This window comes from Streptomyces sp. NBC_01463 (assembly GCA_036227345.1).
Taxonomy (GTDB): Bacteria; Actinomycetota; Actinomycetes; order Streptomycetales; family Streptomycetaceae; genus Streptomyces.
Map to the genome: position 1 here is coordinate 3066098 of CP109468.1, position 20721 is coordinate 3086818.

General features: G+C 72.1%; 20 protein-coding genes. 9 read left to right on the plus strand and 11 right to left on the minus strand.

Annotated features, from left to right (window positions below):
* Positions 1-323: 323 nt before the first annotated feature.
* Positions 324-737: an MGMT family protein gene (locus OG521_13300; GenBank protein ID WUW26672.1), complete on the minus strand. Its 414-nt coding sequence runs from the start codon at positions 735-737 to the stop codon at positions 324-326.
* A 212-nt stretch (positions 738-949) separates the two neighbouring features.
* On the opposite strand from OG521_13300, the gene OG521_13305 reads away from it, so the two are divergent.
* Both OG521_13305 and OG521_13310 read left to right on the plus strand, forming a co-directional pair.
* Positions 950-3724: a lysylphosphatidylglycerol synthase domain-containing protein gene (locus OG521_13305; protein ID WUW21707.1), complete on the plus strand. Its 2775-nt coding sequence runs from the start codon at positions 950-952 to the stop codon at positions 3722-3724.
* A 79-nt stretch (positions 3725-3803) separates the two neighbouring features.
* A complete protein-coding gene (locus OG521_13310) occupies positions 3804-5408 on the plus strand; it encodes an alpha/beta hydrolase (protein WUW21708.1) in 1605 nt (534 codons plus the stop codon).
* Positions 5409-5500: 92 nt separating this feature from the next.
* Here OG521_13310 and OG521_13315 read toward each other — a convergent pair whose 3' ends face one another.
* Entirely contained in the window at positions 5501-5962 is a 462-nt protein-coding gene (locus OG521_13315) for an ester cyclase (GenBank protein ID WUW21709.1), read from the minus strand.
* 146 nt (positions 5963-6108) lie between these two features.
* Complete coding sequence (locus tag OG521_13320) at positions 6109-6909, minus strand: AfsR/SARP family transcriptional regulator (GenBank protein ID WUW21710.1); 801 nt, start codon at positions 6907-6909, stop codon at positions 6109-6111.
* A 361-nt stretch (positions 6910-7270) separates the two neighbouring features.
* Here OG521_13320 and OG521_13325 point away from each other — a divergent pair, with 361 nt between their 5' ends.
* The 6 genes from OG521_13325 (at position 7271) to OG521_13350 (ending at position 12802) form a co-directional block, all read left to right on the plus strand.
* A complete protein-coding gene (locus OG521_13325; protein ID WUW21711.1) occupies positions 7271-8140 on the plus strand; it encodes an alpha/beta hydrolase in 870 nt (289 codons plus the stop codon).
* On the plus strand, positions 8137-9417 hold the full coding sequence (locus OG521_13330; GenBank protein ID WUW21712.1) for an NAD(P)/FAD-dependent oxidoreductase: 1281 nt from the start codon (positions 8137-8139) through the stop codon (positions 9415-9417). Before OG521_13325 ends, OG521_13330 begins: the two co-directional genes overlap by 4 nt.
* A gap of 67 nt (positions 9418-9484) precedes the next feature.
* Positions 9485-9760 (plus strand): phosphopantetheine-binding protein, encoded by a 276-nt coding sequence (locus OG521_13335; GenBank protein ID WUW21713.1) that lies wholly within the window; start codon positions 9485-9487, stop codon positions 9758-9760.
* Entirely contained in the window at positions 9753-10976 is a 1224-nt protein-coding gene (locus OG521_13340) for a beta-ketoacyl-[acyl-carrier-protein] synthase family protein (protein WUW21714.1), read from the plus strand. The genes OG521_13335 and OG521_13340 overlap by 8 nt, the downstream gene beginning before the upstream one ends.
* A complete protein-coding gene (locus tag OG521_13345) occupies positions 10973-12106 on the plus strand; it encodes a hypothetical protein (protein ID WUW21715.1) in 1134 nt (377 codons plus the stop codon). The genes OG521_13340 and OG521_13345 overlap by 4 nt, the downstream gene beginning before the upstream one ends.
* Positions 12107-12181: 75 nt before the next feature.
* A complete protein-coding gene (locus OG521_13350; GenBank protein WUW21716.1) occupies positions 12182-12802 on the plus strand; it encodes a sigma-70 family RNA polymerase sigma factor in 621 nt (206 codons plus the stop codon).
* On the opposite strand, the gene OG521_13355 is transcribed toward OG521_13350, so the two are convergent.
* The 7 genes from OG521_13355 to OG521_13385 all read right to left on the minus strand — a co-directional run bounded on the left by OG521_13355 (position 12774) and on the right by OG521_13385 (position 19426).
* Positions 12774-12995 carry a hypothetical protein gene (locus OG521_13355; protein WUW21717.1) on the minus strand — a complete coding sequence of 74 codons (222 nt, stop codon included), beginning with the start codon at positions 12993-12995 and terminating at the stop codon, positions 12774-12776. The genes OG521_13350 and OG521_13355 overlap by 29 nt on opposite strands.
* Complete coding sequence (locus OG521_13360) at positions 12982-13791, minus strand: 4'-phosphopantetheinyl transferase superfamily protein (GenBank protein ID WUW21718.1); 810 nt, start codon at positions 13789-13791, stop codon at positions 12982-12984. Before OG521_13360 ends, OG521_13355 begins: the two co-directional genes overlap by 14 nt.
* Positions 13788-14570, minus strand: a complete 783-nt coding sequence (fabG, locus tag OG521_13365) for a 3-oxoacyl-ACP reductase FabG (GenBank protein WUW21719.1) — start codon at positions 14568-14570, stop codon at positions 13788-13790. The genes OG521_13360 and fabG overlap by 4 nt, the downstream gene beginning before the upstream one ends.
* Positions 14567-16036 carry a UbiD family decarboxylase gene (locus OG521_13370; protein WUW21720.1) on the minus strand — a complete coding sequence of 490 codons (1470 nt, stop codon included), beginning with the start codon at positions 16034-16036 and terminating at the stop codon, positions 14567-14569. The genes fabG and OG521_13370 overlap by 4 nt, the downstream gene beginning before the upstream one ends.
* A gap of 10 nt (positions 16037-16046) precedes the next feature.
* On the minus strand, positions 16047-16715 hold the full coding sequence (locus OG521_13375; GenBank protein ID WUW21721.1) for a UbiX family flavin prenyltransferase: 669 nt from the start codon (positions 16713-16715) through the stop codon (positions 16047-16049).
* Positions 16716-16777: 62 nt separating this feature from the next.
* Positions 16778-17815: a 3-oxoacyl-ACP synthase gene (locus OG521_13380; GenBank protein WUW21722.1), complete on the minus strand. Its 1038-nt coding sequence runs from the start codon at positions 17813-17815 to the stop codon at positions 16778-16780.
* Positions 17816-17977: 162 nt separating this feature from the next.
* Complete coding sequence (locus tag OG521_13385) at positions 17978-19426, minus strand: MFS transporter (GenBank protein ID WUW21723.1); 1449 nt, start codon at positions 19424-19426, stop codon at positions 17978-17980.
* Between the two features lie 123 nt (positions 19427-19549).
* Here OG521_13385 and OG521_13390 point away from each other — a divergent pair, with 123 nt between their 5' ends.
* Complete coding sequence (locus tag OG521_13390; protein WUW21724.1) at positions 19550-20098, plus strand: TetR/AcrR family transcriptional regulator; 549 nt, start codon at positions 19550-19552, stop codon at positions 20096-20098.
* Between the two features lie 85 nt (positions 20099-20183).
* Here OG521_13390 and OG521_13395 read toward each other — a convergent pair whose 3' ends face one another.
* Positions 20184-20615, minus strand: coding sequence for an ester cyclase (locus OG521_13395; protein ID WUW21725.1), 432 nt, complete (start codon positions 20613-20615; stop codon positions 20184-20186).
* Positions 20616-20721 lie beyond the last annotated feature (106 nt).

A 20721-nucleotide genomic window follows, 5' to 3' on the forward strand; every position in this document is an offset into this window, starting at 1 on the left:
TCCTGGTGGGTCTGCTGGGAGTGCTGAGGCTTGCGCGGGGAGTGCGGGAAGTGCGGAGTGTGCTGCGGGGTGAGGCGCGGCGCGTGCCGCGAACTGACGACGCTACTCCGGCGCAGCCCCCGAAGGGGGCGGGACGGCTGCGTGGCTCGTCACGTTCCGCGCGACGGGGAGTCCGGCCGGAGCGGTGGGCCCGGACCCTCGGACACCCTTCCGGCGCGTGCGGCTCGGCCCGGACGGAGGGCTCCGCGCCGACGTCGCGTCGCGCTTCCTCCGCGTCGTACGGACCCGGCTCCGCCCGATGCGTCACCGGATGGCCGAAGCTGTCAGGTGTGAGCTCCCCCGCCGTCGTCGCCGTCCGTGCCAGGACCGCCCTCCGCCGCCCCGACGGGCACGCCGTCCCACCGTGCGCGCCGCATGTCGAGGCGCGGAACGTGGCCTTCGGCACTGCGCGCGGCCTCGCGCAGCGGAGTGCCCTCCTCGCGGTAGTGATTCAGCGCACGCAGTTCGTGGCCCGGCAGCAGCGCACCGTCGGAGCGCACCACGCGCCACCATGGCACCGCTCCCCCGTACAGCGCCATGGCCCGGCCGACCTGGCGCGGGCCGCCGTCGCCCAGCCACTCCGCGATGTCGCCGTACGTCATGACGCGGCCGGGCGGGATCAGTTCGGCCACCTCGAGCACGCGCTCCGCGTACTCCGGCAACGCGTCACTCGTCGGGTGTTCGCTCATCCGGCCCATCCTGCCGTACGCCACCGACAGTCCGGCCCGTTCCGTGTCCGGACGGACACGGAGTGTGCGCGGGAAGGGCGGGGGGCGTATCTTGCCCATCGCGCACCCCCGCATCGCACCCTGATGCCCCCCTCCGCGCTCCGGCCGTGCCACCATCATGCGGGCGGTGACCGGTGATACGAGAACACGAAGACCAATCAGAGGCGACGAAGGAGCAGGGCGTGCAGCCACCGAAGGCGGCCGACGCCTCCGATGCCGACCCGCGCTCCGGGGCGGCCCCCGGCCGGGAGCCGGGCACGGAGCGGGGCGCGGACACCGACGCGCCCCCCGCCGGTGCGTCCCCGGGCGTCTCCCCCGACGATCACCCGGTCGGCTCGACCCTCTCGACCTCCGAGGCGGCGTCCGCCGACCGCGTCTCGGGTGACGAACCCCTGCTCCCCGCCCGGGTGCACCGGCCCTCGGATCTGCTGCGGCTCCTCATCGGGGTCCTGGCGGTCGTCGTGCTGTTCGCCGTCGCCGCCTTCGCCCACGGCACGACGGCCGGCCTCGAACAGGACATCAACAAGGGCACCGGGCAGGCACCCGACCTGCTCATCAAGATCGCCGGTCTGGTCTCCAGCATCGCCGTCCTGCTCGTCCCGGTGGCCTTCGCGATCGAGCGGCTGATCAAACGCGACGGGCTGCGGATCGCGGACGGGGTGCTGGCCGCCGTGCTGGCGCACGGGGTGACGCTCGCCACGGACCTGTGGGTCGCCAAGTCCGCTTCCGGCACCATTCAGGACGCCCTGACCCAGCCGCAGCCCGGTGACGCGCTCACCGATCCCGTACACGGCTATCTCGCTCCCGTGATCGCCTACATGACGGCGGTCGGCATGGCGAGACGTCCGCGCTGGCGGGTCGTGCTGTGGGTGGTGCTGCTGCTCGACGCCTTCGCCATGTTGGTGGGCGGCTACACGACCCCGTTCTCGATCGTCCTGACGGTGCTGATCGGCTGGACGGTCGCGTACGGCACGCTGTACGCGGTCGGCTCGCCCAACGTCCGGCCGACCGGCCAGCACCTGATGGCCGGGCTGCGCCACGTCGGCTTCCGCCCGGTCACCGCGATGCGGGCCGAGGACGCCCCGGACTCCGGCGACCAGAGCGACCGGGGGCGCCGCTATCTGGTCTCCCTGGAGGACGGGCCACCGCTCGACGTCACGGTCGTGGACCGAGAACAGCAGGCGCAGGGCTTCTTCTACCGGGTGTGGCGCAGGCTCACCCTGCGCGGCATCACCCAGCGGCGGTCCATCCAGTCGCTGCGCCAGGCGCTGGAGCAGGAGGCGCTGCTCGCGTACGCGGCGATCGCCGCCGGTGCCAACGCCCCCAAACTGATCGCCACCTCCGAGCTCGGCCCGGACGCCGTGATGCTGGTGTACGAGCACATCGGCGGGCGCTCGCTGGACGCGCTGGAGGACGCCGAGATCACCGACGATCTGGTGCGCGGTGCCTGGCGCCAGGTGCGGGCGCTCCAGTCGCGCCGGATCGCGCACCGCAGGCTCACCGGTGACGCCATCCTGGTGGATCGTTTCGGCAAGGTGTTCGTCACGGACCTGCGCGGCGGCGAGATCGCGGCCGGTGATCTGGTGCTGCGGATGGACGTCGCCCAGCTGCTCACGACCACCGGACTGCGGGTGGGCGCCGAGCGGGCGGTGGCGTCCGCGCTTGCGGTGCTCGGCCCGGACGCGGTCGCGGACTGTCTGCCGCTGCTTCAGCCGATCGCGCTCAGCCGTTCCACCCGCGCGCAGCTGCGCAGGCTGGCCCGGGAGCGGTCGCAGCGCGAACGCGAGGCCGTGCTGGACGCGTCGGACGCGGCCAAGCGGGCCAGGGCCGAGGACGCGGAGCTCTCCAAGGACCCCGGGCGCAAGGCCGCCCGCAAGTCGCTGCGCACCGAGAAGCAGGCCGAGAAGCGGGCCATGGACGATGCGCTGGACGAGGCCCGCGAGGAGGACCTGCTCTCCCAGATGCGCCAGGAGGTGCTGCTGATCAGGCCGCAGGCACCGGTCGAGCCGGTCCGCCTGGAGCGCATCAAGCCGCGCACCCTGTTCAGCTTCATCGCCGGCGCCATCGCCGCGTACTTCCTGATCTCGCAGGTCACCGAGGCCGACTTCGGCGCGGTGGTCGAGCAGGCGGAGTGGGGCTGGGTGGCGGCCGCGCTCGGCTTCTCGGCGCTCAGCTACATCGCGGCCGCGATGAGCCTGTTGGGCTTCGTGCCCGAGCGGGTGCCGTTCGGCAAGACGGTGCTGGCGCAGGTCGCCGGCTCGTTCGTGAAGATCGTGGCCCCGGCGGCGGTGGGCGGGGTGGCACTCAACACCCGGTTCCTCCAGCGCTCCGGGGTGCGTCCGGGACTGGCGGTCGCGAGTGTCGGTGCCTCGCAGCTGTTCGGGCTTGGCTGCCACATCGTGCTGCTGGCCGCGTTCGGCTATCTGACCGGTACCGAGAAGACACCGTCCTCGCTCACCCCGTCCAGGACCGTGATCGCCGGACTGCTGACGGTCGCCGTCCTGGTGCTGGTGGTGACGGCCATTCCGTTCCTGCGGAAGTTCGTGGTCACACGGGTGCGGTCGCTGTTCGCCGGGGTCGTGCCGCGCATGCTCGATGTCGTGCAGCGGCCGCAGAAGCTGCTCACGGGCATCGGCGGGATGCTGCTGCTGACCGGCCTGTTCGTGATGTGCCTGGACGCGTCGGTCCGGGCGTTCAGCGGTCCGGACGTGCCGCATCTCAGTTACGCCAGCATCGCGGTGGTCTTCCTCGCCGGGAACGCGCTGGGGTCGGCGGCGCCGACCCCGGGCGGTATGGGCGCGGTCGAGGGTGCGCTGACCCTCGGTCTGATCGCGGTCGGCCTGCCGAAGGAGGTCGCGGCGCCCGCGGTGCTGCTCTACCGCCTGATGACGCTGTGGCTGCCGGTGCTTCCCGGCTGGCTCGCCTTCAACCACCTGACGCGCAAGGGCGAGCTCTGATCCGGCCCGCTCCGCAGGCGTCCACCCGCTTGGACCGGCGCCCCGTGCACCGCCCGGGGCGCCGCCGCACGATGGGGTGATGAGGACCTCCCCTGCCCTGCGCGCCGCGGCCCTCGCCGCCACTGTGACCGTGCTGTTCCCGCTCGCCGGCTGCTCGGACGGGGGTGACCAGGACACGGCCGGCCGGCCGAGCAGCGCCCCGGTCGCCGCCGACGCCGCCGCGGCCCCCACCGCGTCCGGCCTCGCATCCCAGCAGCTGAAGTGGAAGCCATGCCCGGCCCCCTCCCAGGCGCAGGGCGGTGGCGCGGCCCCCTCCCCGCTGCCGGGCGGGGCCGTCTGGGAGTGCTCGTCCATGGATGTCCCGCTCGACTACGCCGACCCCGGCGGCAAGACCATTTCCCTGGCGCTCGTCCGTGCGAAGGCGATCGACGGGAAGAAGCGGATCGGTTCGCTGATCTTCAACTTCGGCGGCCCCGGCGCTTCGGGGGTCGCCACCCTGCCCGCCTTCGGCGCGGAGTACGACAAGCTCCGCACGCGCTACGACCTGGTGAGCTTCGACCCGCGCGGCGTCGGCGACAGCGACGGCGTGGAGTGCGAGAGCGACAAGCAGCTGGACGCGCGGTACGAGGGCGACGGGACGCCGGACGACGCGGCGGAGGAGAAGGCGTTCACCGAGGACACGAAGACGTACGCGGCGGCCTGCGAGAAGAACTCGGGCAAGGAGCTCCCCTTCGTGGGGACGACGAACGCCGCCCGCGACATGGACCTGATGCGCCAGGTGCTCGGCGACGACAGGCTGTACTACTTCGGCATCTCGTACGGCACCGAACTGGGCGGCGTCTACGCGCACTTGTTCCCCAAGAGCGTCGGCAGGTCGGTCCTGGACGCGGTCGTCGACCCGACCGAGGACGCGGAGCAGTCCTCCCTCGGCCAGGCCAAGGGCTTCCAGCTCGCCCTGGACAACTTCGCCGCGGACTGCGTGGAGCGCGGCGACGCCTGCAAGCTGCCCGGATCCACCGCCGAGGAGGTCGAGCAGGGGGTGTCCGGTCTTCTCGGCCGGCTGGAGAAGAAGCCGGTGGCGGGGCTCGGTTCACGGAAGCTCACCCAGACCCAGGCCACCACCGGCATCGCGGCGGCGCTCTACTCCAAGGAGACCTGGCCGCTGCTGGAGCAGGGCCTGGACGAGGCCGACGGCGGGAACGGCGGACTGCTCCTCGCGCTCGCGGACTCCCTCAACGGCCGCTCCGAGGACGGCCACTACGACAACTCGGCAGCGGCCAACACCGCCATCAACTGCGCCGACTCCAAGGAGCGGTTCACCCTGGACGAGGCGAAGGCGAAGCTCCCGGAGTTCCATGACGCCTCGCCGGTCTTCGGCGACTACCTCGGCTGGGGCCTGATGGCGTGCACCGGCTGGCCGGTGGCGGGCGCCTGGGACACCCCGGACGTCAGCGCCGAGGGCGCGGCCCCCGTCCTGGTCATCGGCAACACCGGGGACCCGGCGACCCCCTACGCGGGCGCGAGGGCGATGGCCGAGGAGCTGGGCGAGGGCGTCGGAGTGGAGATGACGTACCGGGGCGAGGGGCACGGCGCGTACAACAGCGGCAACGCCTGTGTGCAGAAGGCGGTGGGCGGCTATCTGCTGGACGGGAAGGTGCCGGCGGCGGGCACGGTCTGCGGGTAGGCGTACCGGTCACGGGCCTTGCCGGCGCTCGTGACCGGTACACACCCCGGTGTGCCCCGTCGGCTCCATGGCCCTGACCGGCGGGACTGCCCTCAGGGACGGCCCGCGGGTTGCGGTTCCAGCCCGCGTACCGCCCCCAGTTGTGCGTAGAGGTCGAGCTGGTCGTCCGTCAGCCAGTACTCGGCGATCCGCCCCTGTTCGATCCGCAACGTGTCCACGCCGGCGAAGTCGACCGCGGTTCCGGGTGGTGCCGTCGCCATGGCGGGGCGTCCCCCGGCCCAGATGCCGGTGAACCGGAACCGGGAGATCACATGGTCCCCGTCGGTGAAGGGCCCGAGTTCGCACCGGAAGCCGGCCGACGAGAAGGAGCTGCGGAACAGCGCGATCCAGGACGCCAGCCGGTCCGGGTTGTCGATGCCCTCCTCGGGCGGCATTCCGAAAGCCGGCAGATGAACGCGCACGGATGGCGCGATGATGTGCTGCGCCATCGCCAGATCGCCGTTCCACATGGCCAGCCACCGGTCCACCAGGACCTTGGTGTCGAAATCAGTCACGCCCCGCACCCCTTGTCTCGTCCGTCACGGCGTCGCATCGGCGCGGCGCCGTCGGAGGAGTCCGCGGGCACCGCACGGGAGGACAGAGCAGGGCCGGGGCCGCGTGGATACACGCGGCCCCGGCCCCGCCGGGGCCCGCGGGAGCCTCAGGCCGTGCGGCTCGGGGTGCGCTCGCCCGTTTCGCGCTGCAGCGAGCAGTCCGAGGCGAGGATCGCGCGGTGCAGCGCCTGGATCCGCGGGGAGGGCTCCAGGCCGAGGCGGCTGGAGAGTTCGTGCCGCAGTTCGCGGTACACCTCGAGCGCCTGCACCCGGCGGCCGGCCCGGTACAGCGCGAGCATGAGCTGGGCATGGAGGGGCTCGTGCGTACGGTCGTCGGCGGCGAGGGCCACGAGTTCACCCAGGAGTTCGTAGTGCCGCCCCATCCTGAGCTCCGCGCTGATGCAGCGGTCCAGGGCCGTCTTGCGGTACTCCTCCAGCTCCTTCTTGCGGATCGCCAGGATCGGACCGGCCGGCAGGTCCGCGAGTACCGGGCCGCGCCACAGGGCCAGGGACTGCCGGAAACGGCCGGCGGCGAGGGCGTCGTCCCCCAGGGCGGCCGCTCGGTGACCGCGCTCGGCCAGGCGCACGAACTCCTCCAGATCGATGCCGCCCGGGGCCAGGTTGAGGAGGTAGCCGCCCGGCCGTGTACAGATCACGGTCTTCGGGTCGACACCGGGAATCGCCGTGGCGATGAGTTCACGGAGCTTGCGCACATATGTGTGGATGGCGGCTCCGGCAGTACGCGGGGCGTCTCCCGCCCACAGCTCCTGCACACATTCGGCCAGAGAAACATGCTGCCCGCGGCTCATGGACAGAAGCGCCAGCAACTTGGCGGGCTTCAGTGCGGTCGGCGTGATCCTGGCCCCCGATATTCGGACATCGAATGATCCAAGCACAAAGACATCCATCGACTTTCCCCCGAGCTAGTCGTTAGTTACCAGTCACTTGGACTCTAAAAATCAGTCGGCCGGTTTGTCAAACGCCCACCAGCCGTGCCTTCCAGGGCATTTGACGATACTTCCGCAGGTAGAGACCACTGCGGCGAAGTGATCCTCAAGGTCGGTTAAAGAAATCACCAACGCGGCGCCGTGCCCGTGCGTGCAGCGCGGCTGACGTACGGCTGTCCCTGGGCTGAAGCGCGGCTCAACGCCGCCTCCATCAGGACTTCTCCGGAGCTTCACACCGCCTCTACCGCGCTTCGGCGGCAACCCGGGGTGTCCCTATCGTCCCTACCCAACCGGCCCGACCCCGAGGTGAGAGGTGAGGCAAGTGCTGCTGGCAGAGCAAGGGGCATCGCAGGGTGTCCCGTGGCGGCTGGCCGTGGACCGCGAGGTGGACGGCGAGGCGCTGCGCGTCTGGGAGCGCCCGGCCCGCACATGCGGGGCCCCGACCATCGTCCTCGTCCACGGCTTCGAGGAGAAGTGGTCGGACTGGACCCCGCTGACCGGTCATCTGCCCGGCGGGGAGCGCCTGTTGGCTCTCGACCTGCCGTGGCGCAACGGTTCCCGCCATCTTTGGGCGGAGCGGGGTTCGTCGACCGCCTGGCTGGAACGCGCCCTAGATCTGCTGCCCGCCCACCCCGACGCCGTGGTGGCCCATTCGTTCGGCGCGACGACTCAGCTGGAACTGCTCACCCGCCGTACCGGGCGCCCCTGCGCTCCGACCGTGCTGGTGGCACCCGTCTTCCGGCCCCACGACCAGCCGGTGGACGCCCGGTTCTTCCACGAGGCCATCGGCCGCTTCCGCGGGGTGCTCGCCGACGGGCTGCGGGCCCGGCTGGGACCGCGCGCCGAACGCATCCCCGCGGACATCGTCGAGGTGATGATCAGCAAGGTCCGCGAGCGCGTGGAACCCCACGGCTTCCTGCAGTTCTACGCGATGCTCAGCCGCACTCCCGAGCTGCCGCTGCACCGCATCACGGCGCCCGTGCTGGTCGTCAGCGGCACCCACGACCCCTCGGCCCCGCCGGCCGCGATCGACGAACTCCTGGCATCGGTCCGGGACATCCGGCTCCACCAGGACCCGGAACTCACCCACTTCTGCCAGCTGCAGCAGCCGGACCGGGTGGCCGCGCAGATCTCCGCCTTCCTGGCGGAGACAGCCCCGTACCACAACGACGAGGAGGCGATCAGTGCATGACCGCGCCTGAAGACCACGACTACGACGTCATCATCAGTGGAGCGAGTGTCGCCGGCAGCGCCGCCGCGATCATGCTCGCCCGGCGCGGTGTCCGCGTGGCGCTGCTGGAGCGCCGGTCGGACCCCGCGGCCCACAAGGTGCTGTGCACCCACTACCTCCAGCCCTGCGCCTACCCGGTGCTCGACGAGCTCGGGCTCGTCCCCGAGCTGGAGAAGGCCGGAGCCGTACGCAACGAGGCCCGCTGGTACACCCGTTGGGGGTGGATCGAGCCCAAGGCCGCGCCCTCGGGACCCGAACTCCCCTACGCGTACAACATCCGCCGCAGCACGCTCGACCCGATGATCAGGTCCAGCGCCGCGGCGACACCGGGCGTGGACCTGCTGGCCGGTCACGCGGTGACGGGGGTGATCCGGGAGGCCGGGCGCACCGTAGGCGTGCGGGTGACCGGGCCCGACGGGCCGCACGAGCTGCGCGCCCGGCTGGTCGTCGGCGCGGACGGGAAGGACTCGCCGGTCGCACGGTTCGCCGGGATGCCCGCCACGTCTCACGAGAACGAGCGGTTCAGCTACTTCGCGCACTTCAGGAACCTCCCGCTGCGTGACGGCATCACCCACTCCTGGTTCCTGGAGCCCGATGTCGCGTACGCGATGCCGAACGACGACGGGGTCACGGTCGTCGCGGTGATCCCCGACAAGAAGCGGCTGCCGGCCTTCCGCGAGGACCTGGAGGGCGCCTATCTCGACTTCGTCCGCGCCCTGCCCGACGGTCCCGCGATCGACTCCGCCGAGCGCATCACCAAGATCACCGGCACGGTCAACTACCCGCTGCACTCCCGGCGGCCGAGCGCACCGGGGGTCGCCCTCATCGGGGACGCCGCGCTCACCAGCGACCCGCTGTGGGGGGTCGGGGTCGGCTGGGCCCTGCAGTCGGCCCAGTGGCTGGCCGAGGCGGTCGCTCCCGCCGTCACCGGGCGCGGTGACCTCGACCGGGCGCTCACCGCGTACGCCCGCCGCCATCGCCGCGGGCTCGCCGGCCACCAGCATCTGGCCGCCGACTACGCCAAGGCGCGGCCGTTCAACCCGTTCGAGCGGCTGATGTTCTCGGCGGCGGCGCGTGACGCGTCCATGGCCCGCCACATGCACCTGTTCGCGTCCCGGATCATCGGCCCGCTGCGCTTCCTCAGCCCGGTGGCCCTGGCCCGCGCGTCCGCCGTCAACCTGCGCCACCGCGGCGGCCGCAGCCCGGCGCCGGTGCACCTTCCCCACCCCACGTCGTGAACGGGCCCTACGGCCCCCGCACCACCCGTACTTCCCCTGTCACACCCATGAACGAAAGGCGGACGCCATGAGCGCCGACACCACCGTCCTGACCGCCGAGCAGGACACCCAGCTGCGGGACATCGTCATCGAGGTCCTGGAGCTGGACGCGGACGAACTCACGGACACCAGCAGCTTCATCGACGACCACGACGCCGACTCGCTGCTCGCCATCGAGATCCTGGCACGCATCGAGAAGGACCTCGGTGTCACGATCCCCCAGGACGACCTCACCGAGATGGGCAACCTCGACGGCGTCCGTGCCGTGGTCGCCCGGTCCCTCGTCGGGGGTACCGATGCCTGAACCGGGGAACCGCCGCGTCGTCATCACCGGCCTGGGCGCGGTGAGCAGTGCCGGGATCGGCGCCGCCGCGTTCACGGCCTCCATCCGGGCCGGCCGCCGCACCACCTCCCCCATAGCCGGGTTCGACACCACCGGCTTCCCCCACACGTACGCGGGTGAGGTGCACGAGTTCGAACCCGCCGCGTGGCTGCGCCGCATCGCGCCCGGGGAGTGGGGGCGCAGCGCGCAGTTCGCCGCGTCGGCCGCCCGGCTCGCCGTCGCGGACGCGGATCTGTCCGAGGCCGCACTCGCCGGGGCCCGCAGCGGTTCGGTGATGGGCACCACCAGCGGCGAGTCCGCGGTCATCGAGGAACTCGTCGCCGCCTGGGCCGCGGACGGTCTCAAGTCGTTGCCCGGCGAGCGGGTCGGCGCCGTTCCGGCAGGCCGGATCGCCGCCGCGGTCAACAGCGAACTGGGCCTCTCGGGTGAGGCGCTGACGCTCGCCACCGCGTGCTCGGCCAGCAACTACGCGCTGGGCTACGCCTACGACATGGTGGCGAGCGGCGAGGCCGACTACATGCTGGCCGGCGGTGCCGACTCGCTGAACCGGTGGGCGCACGCGGGGTTCTACCGGCTCGGCGCCCTGGCGGAGGAGATCTGCCGCCCCTTCGACGCGGACCGTTCCGGGATCCTCACGGCGGAGGGCGGGGTCGCGCTGCTCGTGGAGCCCTACGACCGTGCCGTCGCACGCGGCGCCCGGATCTACGCCGAGGTGCTCGGCTACAGCGTCAACTGCGATGCCGAGCACATGGTCCACCCGGACCCGACCAGCATCGCCTCGTGCATCAGGGCGGCGCACCGCAGTGCGGGCGTGACGCCCGAGGACATCGACTACATATGCGCCCACGGCACCGGTACCCGCACGAACGACGCCACGGAGGTCAGCGCCGCCCGTGAGGTGTTCGGTGACCGCATCCCGCCGATCAGCTCCATCAAGTCGATGATCGGTCACACCATGGGCGCGGCCAGCGGCTTCGGTGCGCTGATCTGCTGCCAGGCGCTGTACGAGGGCTTCCTGCCGCCGACCGCGGGGGTGGAGCAGGTGGATCCCGCTCTCGGCCCCGGCGTCGATCCCGTACCGGTCTCGGCACGGGCCGCCCGTCCCCGGGTGGTGCAGAACCACGGTTTCGCCTTCGGCGGGAACAACGCCATCACCATTCTGGGAAGGGCCTCATGAGTACCGCCACCGCGGCCGTGACCGCAGACCGCCGGGCTCCCGCCGTCACCCCGCTCGTCATCACCGCGGTGGGGGTGGCGACACCGGCCGGGCTCGGCCTCGAAGCCCTGGGCCGGGCGCTGTCCGGTTCCCTCGCCGTCCACGCGGAGCCGGTCCCCGACGGCGAGACCCCGCCGCCGCGGCCGGTGCGTACCGTTCCCGATCTGCGGACCGCGGAACTGATCGGCCGCAAGGGCGTCCGCCATCTGGACCGTACGACCAAACTCGGGCTGGTGGCCTGCCGGCTGGCCCTGGACTCGCTGGCGGAGCCGGTGGGCGAGCGCACCGGGGTCGTGCTCGGCACCACCACCGGGAGCATCCGCAGTTCCAGCGAGTACTCACTGGAGACGCTGCGCCAGGAGCGCCCCTACCTGGTGAACCCGAGCCTGTTCCCCAACACGGTGATGAACTGCGCGGCCGGCCAGATCGCCATCCGGCACGGGCTGCGCGGGGTGAACGCCACGCTGGCCGGCGGTCATCTGGCGGGGGTGCAGGCCCTGCGCTACGCCCGCAACGCACTGCGCCAGGGACAGGCCGACCGTCTGCTGGTGGCCGGCGTGGAGGAGTTCTCCCCGCAGACGGCATGGGGGTGGCACCGGTCCGGTGCGCTCGCCGCCGCCGCACCGGTGGGCGAGGGTGCGGCGGCCCTCATGGTCGAGCCCGAGGAGGTGGCCGGGGCCGCGGGGCGGCCGGCGCTCGCCCGCGTCCTGGCGTGCGAGACCGGGTTCGCGACGCGTACCGGCCTGGCCGCCGGGCTGGTCTCCGTGATCGGCACGGCTCTGGAGCGCAGCGGCAGGTCCCCCGCCGAGGTGACCACCGTCTCGCTGGGCGCCACCGGCCGGACCGGCCTGGAGCGGCTGGAGGAGCGTGCCGTGGTCCGGGCGCTGGGCGCGCTGCCCGGCCGGGTCGTGCGGGTCAAGGAGACGGTCGGCGAGTGCCTCAGCGCCGACGGGCTGCTGCAGGTCGCCGCGGTACTCGCCCCTGAGCCGGCGGACGGCGGCGCCCGCGGCGGCACGGCCGTCATCACCTCGCTGTCCGTGGACGGGCTGGTGGGCTGCGCCGTGCTGGACCTGGACGGGTCCGCCGGCTGACCGGTCCGCACCCGTGGGGGCCGGTGCGGACCGCACCGGCCCCCGCGCACCACTCCCGACGCAGGAAGGAAGCCCATGTCATCGACACCGATACCGCCGGCACGCACGGCCGCCGGGGCTCCCGGCAGCCCCGGCGCACTGGTCGCCGCGTGCCTCTCCGGTTCACAGACCGCCTGGGCGGCTCTCGTCGAGCGGTACGCCCCCCTGGTGTGGACGGTCGCCCGCTCGCACCGGCTCAGCTCCGCCGACTGCGAGGAGGTGTTCCAGCTGACCTGGCTGCGGGTCTACCAGAGCCTTCCCGGGATGCACACGCCGGAGCGGTTTCCGGCCTGGCTCACGACGTGTGCGCGCCGCGAGAGCCTGAAGCAGTACGAACGCTCGGGGCGGTACGTGCCGGTGGGCGACGCGGGAAGTCTGGAACGGCCCGTGGTGGCGCAGCCCGGTCCGGAGGACGCCCTGCTGGCCCGGGAGCGCGACGCGGAGGTTCTGGTCGCCCTGGCCGAGCTGCCCGACCGCGACCAGCGGCTGCTGGCGCTGCTCAGCGCCGATCCGGCTCCCGGTTACGACGAGGTCAGCCGCCGTCTCGGCATCGCCCGGGGTTCCGTGGGTCCGCTGCGCGGCCGGGCGCTGCACCGTCTCGCGGAGCAGTTGCGCAGGCGGGAGGCCGTCAGTGAGGCGTGCGCTGCACCGGTGTGACAGCGTCCGTCCGGGCGGGCGCCCGACCGGCGTCGCCCTCGGCGTCCTCCGGGGCGGGGGCGGTTCCCGGCGCGGGCCACGAGGCGATCTCGGCCACCAGGGCGAGCGGCGGCCGGCCCAGCGCCGTGCGCAGTGCCTCCAGAGCCGCGTCCTCGTCGCTCTCCGCGTGCCGTGCGGAGTCACTGCCTCGCATCGTGTGCCCTTCCGCCGTTGTCGGGTGCCGGGTTCGGATCGTGCCGGGCTCGTGCGGCCCGGCCGGGGGCCCGAGCCCTCCCGGCGGCGTCGATGACGGACGCCGCCGGCAATCTACCGCTCCGCGGCCGGGGCGGCGCTGTCGCGTCGCGCGCCGGTACGGCGAGGGCGGCGACGAGGCCGTCGGGCGCCCGGAGGTCCACGAGCCGCCACCGCGGCTCCGCGGACGCGTCCGGAGCGGCGCCCAGTCCGTGCGCGAGCCCCGTCCCCCGCCCCTTCGCCAACGCCTCCGTGCGCACCCACAGCCGGGCGAACGCCGCGGAGCGTTCGGCCTCGGGCAGTGTGTCCAGCAGGGTTCGCTGCCCGGGCGGCAGCCATCGGGCGACCGTGCGGACGGTGCGTTCAGCCACCCGGCCGTTCTCCACGTCCACTCCCACGGGCTCGTCCGCGAAGGCGTAGACGGCCTCGTCGCCGGTGTGTGCCATCGAGAACTCGAAGCCCCGCGCACCTGCCACGAAGGGGCGCCCGTGGGGCCCGCCGCACTCCGGGCAGACGGCCCGCCCCAGTTCGAGTTCCCCGGGTTCGCCGCCCAGCCGCGCCGCGATCAGGACGCGCAGGGCCGCGTGGGCCATGATCTTGCGGTGCCGGCTCAGGGGCCGGCGGAGCCGTGCGGCCCGCTCCCGCTGCCGGGGGCCGAGCAGCCGCTCGGCCGCCGCCGTGTCCGCACCCGGCGGCGGCACGGTGAACCACCAGATGTGCGGTCCTGCCGGGGCCACCGCCGGGTGCGGCACGGTCACAACGCCACGCCTCCGTCGACCTGGAGGACCTGCCCCGTGATGTAGGACGCCTTGTCGGACAGCAGGAACCCGGTGAGGTCCGCGACCTCCTGGGCCGTTCCGAAGCGGCGGAGCGGCACCGCGGCCAGTGCGTCCTTGCGCGCCTTGGCGCTCAGTCCGTCCGTCATGTCCGTCTCGATGAAGCCCGGGGCCACGACGTTGACCCGGATGCCCTGCCGGGCGAGCTCCTTGGCGAGCGTACGGCTGAGGCTGTTCACGCCTCCCTTGGAGGCAGCGTAGTTGGCCTGGGTGGCGTGGCCGTAGACGCCGGCCACCGAGGAGATGTTCACGATCGCGCCGGTCCGCCGCTTGAGCATGCCGAAGCCCACGGTCCGGCAGAAGTTGAAGGTGCCGGTGAGGTTGGTGTCGATGACCGAGGTCCAGTCGGCGACGGGCATCATCACCAGGTGGTTGTCCTTGACGATCCCGGCCGAGTTCACCAGCCCGTACACCGGGCCGAGTTCCCCCTCCGCCCGCTTGACGAAGGTCTCGACCGCCTCGTGGTCCGTGACGTCGCACGGTTCGTGGAAGACGGCGGCCCCCTGCGCGCGCGCCAGGTCCGCGGTCTCCTCCGCGGCCGCGGACGCGGAGCGCCCGCAGAACGCGATGTCGTACCCCTGCGCGGCGAGGTGCACGGCGACGGCCCGGCCTATGCCGCGGCTGCCGCCGCTGACCATGACCAGGCGCCGCTGCGCGTCGTCGGTACCGGCGGAGGGGGAAGCGGCGTGCGTGGCGGTCATCGGTTCTCCCAGATGGCGAGGGCACGGGCCTGGATGTCGGCGGAGAAGTTGTCCTTGAAGGCGGTGCTGCGGGCGCGCTTGTCCTCGTCGGGGTGGAGGAGGCAGTCGTACGCGATCTTCGGTCCCCCGTCGACGAGTTCGTCGCGGGAGTAGAAGACGTGCAGGGGCGTGACCTTCTGGTGCTCGATGAGGAGCTGGCCCCGGGTGGGGTGGCTGCGGGTGTGGAACGCCCACATCACGTCGCGCAGGTCGGTGGGGTCGATGTCGTCGTCCAGGACCATGATCCGGGTGACCCAGTAGCCGACCTTGGGACGCAGTGCCACCTGGGCGACGGCCTGGGTGAGCATGCGGGTGCTGGTGAAGGCGGAACGTTCGCGCCAGTCCCGCGGGACGGTCACGGCCAGCAGGTTGATGGCGGTCTCGGGCACGATCCAGGCCGCGGTGACGGGGATCCCTGCCGCGCGCAGCTGGTACAGGGCCTCGGCCGAGTAGGTGACGCCGACCGCGGTGTGGTCCTCCTCGACCGGCTTCCCGGCCGAGACGACGGGCAGGATCGGGTCGTCGCGGTGGGTGATGGCGCTGATGTGGAAGACGGGCCAGGGGTTGGCCCGTCCGGTGAGGTAGCCGGCGTACTCCCCCATCGGGCCCTCCGGCGCCGTCTCGTCGAGGGAGACGTGGCCCTCGATGACGATCTCGGCGGTGGCCGGCACCTCCAGGTCCACGGTCCTGCAGCGCACGAGTTCCAGCGGCTCACCGAAGTGGGCGCCCAGGTAACCGGATTCGTCGGTCCCGGACGGCAGTCCCATGCCGCAGGCGAAGGGCACGGCCGGTTCGGCGCCCTGGACCAGGGCGAACGGCATGGGCTCGCCGCGTTCGCGCCACATCGCGAAGATCTTCCCGACGTCCTGGAGCGGCCGGACCATGCCCGCCATGCGACGGCCGTCGATCATCATGACGCGGGCGATGGACCAGTTGGTCCAGCTGCCGTCGGGGGTCCGCACGACGATGGCGCCCCAGGTGTTGATGTAGCGGCCGCCGTCACCGTCGTGGATGAGGGGGACGGGAAAGGAGTCCAGGGTCGCGTCGTCGCCGAGGAGAACGTTCTCCTGGCACGGGCCCGAGTCGACGACGACCGGCGCGACGGGCTCGCGGCCGCGCGCGGCCGTCAGCTCCCCGACGATCTCCAGGGGGTGCGCGTCCGCGGCCAGGCCGAGGGAGAGGGCGACCCGGGCCCAGCGCGATCCGGGCACGGAGCTGAGCGCGCCGGGTGCCCCGAGGACCCGGAAGCCCGGCGCGTACCCCTTGACCGAGGTGAACAGCGGGGCCTGGTCGCGGTTCTCGGCGCTGCGGCGGATGACCGCACCGATCTCCAGGTGGGTGTCCGCCGGCGTGTGCAGTTCCCGTACGTCGCCCAGTTCGCGGAGCGCGTCGAGGTAGTCGCGCAGGCTGGTCAGATGTTTCGTCATATACGTGTCCTCAGGCGTGGATCGCGCTCTTGTCGAGCTGTCGTGTCGTGACGGCGGCGGTGCCGTCCGCGGTCGTCGCGCCGGCCGGCGGTGCGGCCTCACCCCAGCGCGGGAAGGCCCCGGTGTCGATGCCGAACAGGTCGAGCACCCGGCCGACGGACTGGTCGATCACGTCCTGGAGGCCGGCGGGACGCGTGTAGAAGGCCGGGACGGGAGGTGCGACGATGCCGCCGTTCTCCGTCACCGTCGTCATGTTGCGCAGATGCGTGAGCGTCAGCGGCGTCTCGCGCACCATGAGCACCAGCCGGTTGCGCTCCTTGAGCGTCACGTCGGCGGCGCGGGCGAGCAGGGTGTCGCAGGTGCCGACGGCGATCTGCGCGAGCGACTTCATCGAGCAGGGGGCGACGATCATGCCGCGGGTGCGGAACGAACCGCTGGCGACGGGTGCGCCCACGTCCTCGGGCGAGTAGTGGAAGTCCGCCAGTTCCTGCACCTGGGCGACGGTCAGATCGCTCTCGTACGCGAGTGTCAGCCGCGCCGACCGCGACATCACCAGGTGGGTCTCGATGCCCGCCGCCCCGAGGGCCTGCAGGGCGCGGATGCCGTAGGCGATGCCGGTGGCGCCACTGATACCGACCACCATCCGGTTCGCCGCACGGGGGTGCGCGGGGTGATTCATGTACGTCCTCTCCTTCCCGCGAGAGCGGCTCACGGGGTTTTCCTGCATGGGCGGGTCCGGGGCTATTCCTCGGGGGCCTGGACGACCGCGGTGGACCAGGTGAAGCCCCCGCCCGCGCCCGCGACCACGGCGAACTCGCCGGGCATGAGCATCCGGTGGGTGACGATGTCGGCCATGTTCGCGAGCATGTCGCCCGCGCCCAGGTGCCCCGTCCTGCCCCCCAGCAGCACGGTCTCCGCCTTGAGCAGGCCCGCCACGGAGCCGTACATCACGTCGACCAGCCGGGGCCCCATGCGGGGCATCGTGAACAGCCGGATGCGCGGGTCGTCCCCCTCCAGGCCCGCTTCCTCCAGGGCCTGGAGCAGGGAGGCGCGGACATGGACGCGCGCGGCCTCCGGAAAGGCCTCCTTGCCCACCGCCTCGTAGAAGTCCTTCCGCTCGGCGTTCGTCTCCCAGGTCTTCCGGTCCTGCATCGGTACCTGGGTGAAGGGACGGTTGCCGCGCTCCATCCCCTCCAGGCGGCTGGCCGTCGAGTGGGTCAGGGACAGCAGTCTCAGATCGTCCCGGCCGCCGTCGCGCCGGTGCAGCAGGGCGGCGGTCGCGCCGTCGCCGTATCCGATGTCGGAGTGCATGCTCCAGCGGTCCCACTCGGGGGCGTAGTACCGCTCCGCGGTGGTGACCAGCGCGCCGGTCAGCGCGGGGTCGCCGACGAGCTGGGTGGCGGCGAGGAGGAGTCCGGTGGCGCCGCCGGTGCACAGCGCCTCGATCCCGAAGGGGAGCGCCGTGGAGGGCAGGCCCAGCTCGCTCGCTATGTAGTGCGCGTACGACCACTTCTCGTGGCCCTGGTGGAAGACCCGCGCATGGGCGAGGAAGCCGACCCTCTCCGGATCCCAGCCCGCCCGGGCCAGGGCCCTGCGGCCGGCCCGCACGGCCATCTCGGGTGCCGCCAGCTCCGCGGTCACGGGCAGTTCCGTGACGCCCAGCTGCCTCCCGCGCTCCTCGGTCAGACGGCCCGCGGCCACCTGTGCCCCCGTGGTCTCGGTGGTGCCGGGCAGCCAGGTGGTGACCGCCTTCACTCCCAGTCCGCCCTCGAACCTCATGTCCTGATCTCCTTCTTCCGCCGCACGCTGACAGACCTACAGAGCCGCGTGCCGGCGTGGTGGATACAGGAGGCCGGGAGGCATTCGGCAGGTGCTGCGGGCAGAAGGAAGCCGCCCGGACCCGGACGGGGGTTCCGGGATCCGGGCGGCGGTCGTGGGGTGTTACGCGGCGGCGTCCGCCGGGCCGGTGCGCCTGGTCAGGGTGAGCCCGACGAGCAGGGCGAGGATGCCGATGCCGGCCGCGATGAACCATGCGTGCCGGAAGGCGTCCACGGTGGCGGATCCCGCGCCGGGGGTGCCGAGCACGGCGATGAACACCGAGATGCCGATGACCAGCCCGACCTGCCGGACCATCATGTTGACGGCGGAACCGGTGGCGAAGGACGCGGGCGGCAGGTCCTTGGTGACCAGGCCGACCAGGGCGGTCGTGCCGAGGATGGTGCCGACCGGGGTCAGCAGGGCTCCGGGCAGCAGCATCGTGACGTAGTCGGGTTCGCTCTGTGCGGCGATACCCCACCACAGGACGCCCGCGGCGAGCAGGGCGCAGCCGATGACCACGACCGTGGCGGCCCCGAACCTCTTCACCAGCCGGCCCGTGGACATGGCCATCACCGGCATCAGGAAGGTGCCGGGTGCGAGCGCGAGCCCGGTCTCCAGCGCGGAGTACCCCCAGACGTTCTGGCACCACAGCATGAACGAGAACAGCATCGCGCCGAAGCAGGAGTTGAACACGAGCGCCGTGAGGTTGGCCAGGCTGAAGGACCGGACGCGCAGGAGCGAGAAGGCGACCACGGGGTTGGGGTGCCGGGCGGAGCGCCGGAAGAACTCGGCCAGGCAGACGACCGTCAGGGCGAAGCTGCCGAGCACCCGCGCGGAGCCCCAGCCCCATTCGGGCGCCTTGATCAGCGCCAGGGAGGCGGCGCCGACCGCGAGGACGATCAGGAGCGATCCGAGCAGGTCGGGCAGCGGCCCGCGCTCGGACTGCGTGGCGGTGGGCAGCACACGGCGTCCGACCAGGAGCGCGACGATGCCGAACGGCAGGTTGATGAGGAAGATCCAGCGCCAGTCGAGATTGACGAGCGCGCCGCCGACGATGGGGGCGAGCGCCGCGGCGACGCCGCCGACCGCCGTCCAGGCCCGTACGGCGCCGCCGCGCCGCTCCGCGGGATAGGTGGCGAGCAGCAGGCCGAGCGAGGTGGGGACCATCGCCGCCGCTCCCACGGCCTGCAGCACCCGGGCCGCGACCAGCATGGGCACGCCCTGGGATGCCGCGCACGCCGCCGAGGCGAGGGTGAACAGTCCCAGGCCGAGGAGGAAGCCACCCTTTCGGCTGGAACGGTCCGAGAGCCGTCCGGCCGGGACGAGGGCTGCGGCGAACACGATCGAGTAGGCGTTCAGCGTCCAGGAGAGGCCGGCCGCCGTGCTGCCGCTGAAGTCGGCCTCCAGGGCGGGGAACGCGACGTTGACGATCATCATGTCGAGGCTCGACATGACGAACCCCGCGCACACCACGAGAAAGACCAGTTTGCGGCGCCGCACGTCCGCCGCGGACTCCGGTGGCGGTGCCGCCACGCTCTCGGCGGGGACCGCGTCCCCTGCGGTCTGAGTCATGTCTTCCCTCTCCCTCGCTCGGCTGGCAACGCCATCAAGGTAGCAGTGACTAACTACTCAGTCAACGAGATCGGCGGCCCGCTGCCGATCGCCCCGGCCCCGTCGCGTGGTTTCATGTGAACCATGGACCGAATGACGGGCGAAGAGCGCCGCAAGCAGATTCTGCAAATTGCTTCCGAAGAGTTCTCCCGCGGGGGCTATTACGGCACCTCGGTGGAGACGATCGCCCGCAAAGCAGACATCAGCCAGCCCTACGTGTTTCGAATCTTCGGCACCAAGAAGGGTCTCTTCATCTTTGTCGTGGAAGATTCCTTCGACCGGATCGTCGCCTCCTTCAATGAGGCGGCAGAAGGCCTTGAAGGGGTCGAAGCCCTCGTGGCCATGGGCGACCGATATCGCTCACTCGTGCGCGACCGGATATTCCTCCTGATTCAGCTCCACGGCTTCGCCGCCTCCGACGACCCGAAGATCCGAAGCGCCGTGCAAACGGGATTCGGGCGCATGTGGAATACGATTCAGGAGAATTCCGGAGCCGATGACGTCACGGTGAAACGGTTTCTGGCTCTGGGCATGATGCTGAACGATATGGCTGCCATGGATCTATGGAACCTGGACGAACCGTGGGCCAAGGCCTGCGTGGCGTCCCTCCCCGTGGAGAGCTGGTCCGGCTGACGTGACCGACGGGCTGCCGCCCGTACCCCGGAGGGCCGGTCCCGCGGGACGGGAGGGCGGCCCCTCCCGTCCCGTCCCCGCCGGGTCAGGCGGCGGACCGCGGCCTCTCGCCCGTCTCCGCTCCCTGCGTCCACGCCTCGACGATCAGACCGTCGACGATGCGCAGGATGTCCACGCCGACCCAGGTGATCCGCTTGCCGGGCACGTCCGACGGCCAGCCGGTCCGGCCCAGGCAGGTCGCGGTGCCGAACCAGCGGCAGACCGCGAGCTCACCGTCGGCCACCGGCCCGAAGTCCGTCTCGTACCGCAGGCCATCGAACTTCCCCGTGAAGCCGCTCACCCAGTCCGCCATCGAGGCGGCGTCCCGGATCGTGGCCGGATCGATCGTCGCCCCCGCCGTCGGCAGGTGAAGCCGGTACTCGGCACCGATGATCTTGTGTGCGGCCTGTGGGTCCTCGTTCCACATCTCCAGCCAGCCGTCCCACACCTCGGCCGCCGTACGTGTGCTCGCCACCATGAATCCGTCCCTCTCGCTCGCCGGGTACCGCTCCTGCGGGCCCGCACGCGGCGGAGCCCATGGACACAGAGCGCCCGGACCCCGTGTCACGTACACCTGGGCCCGG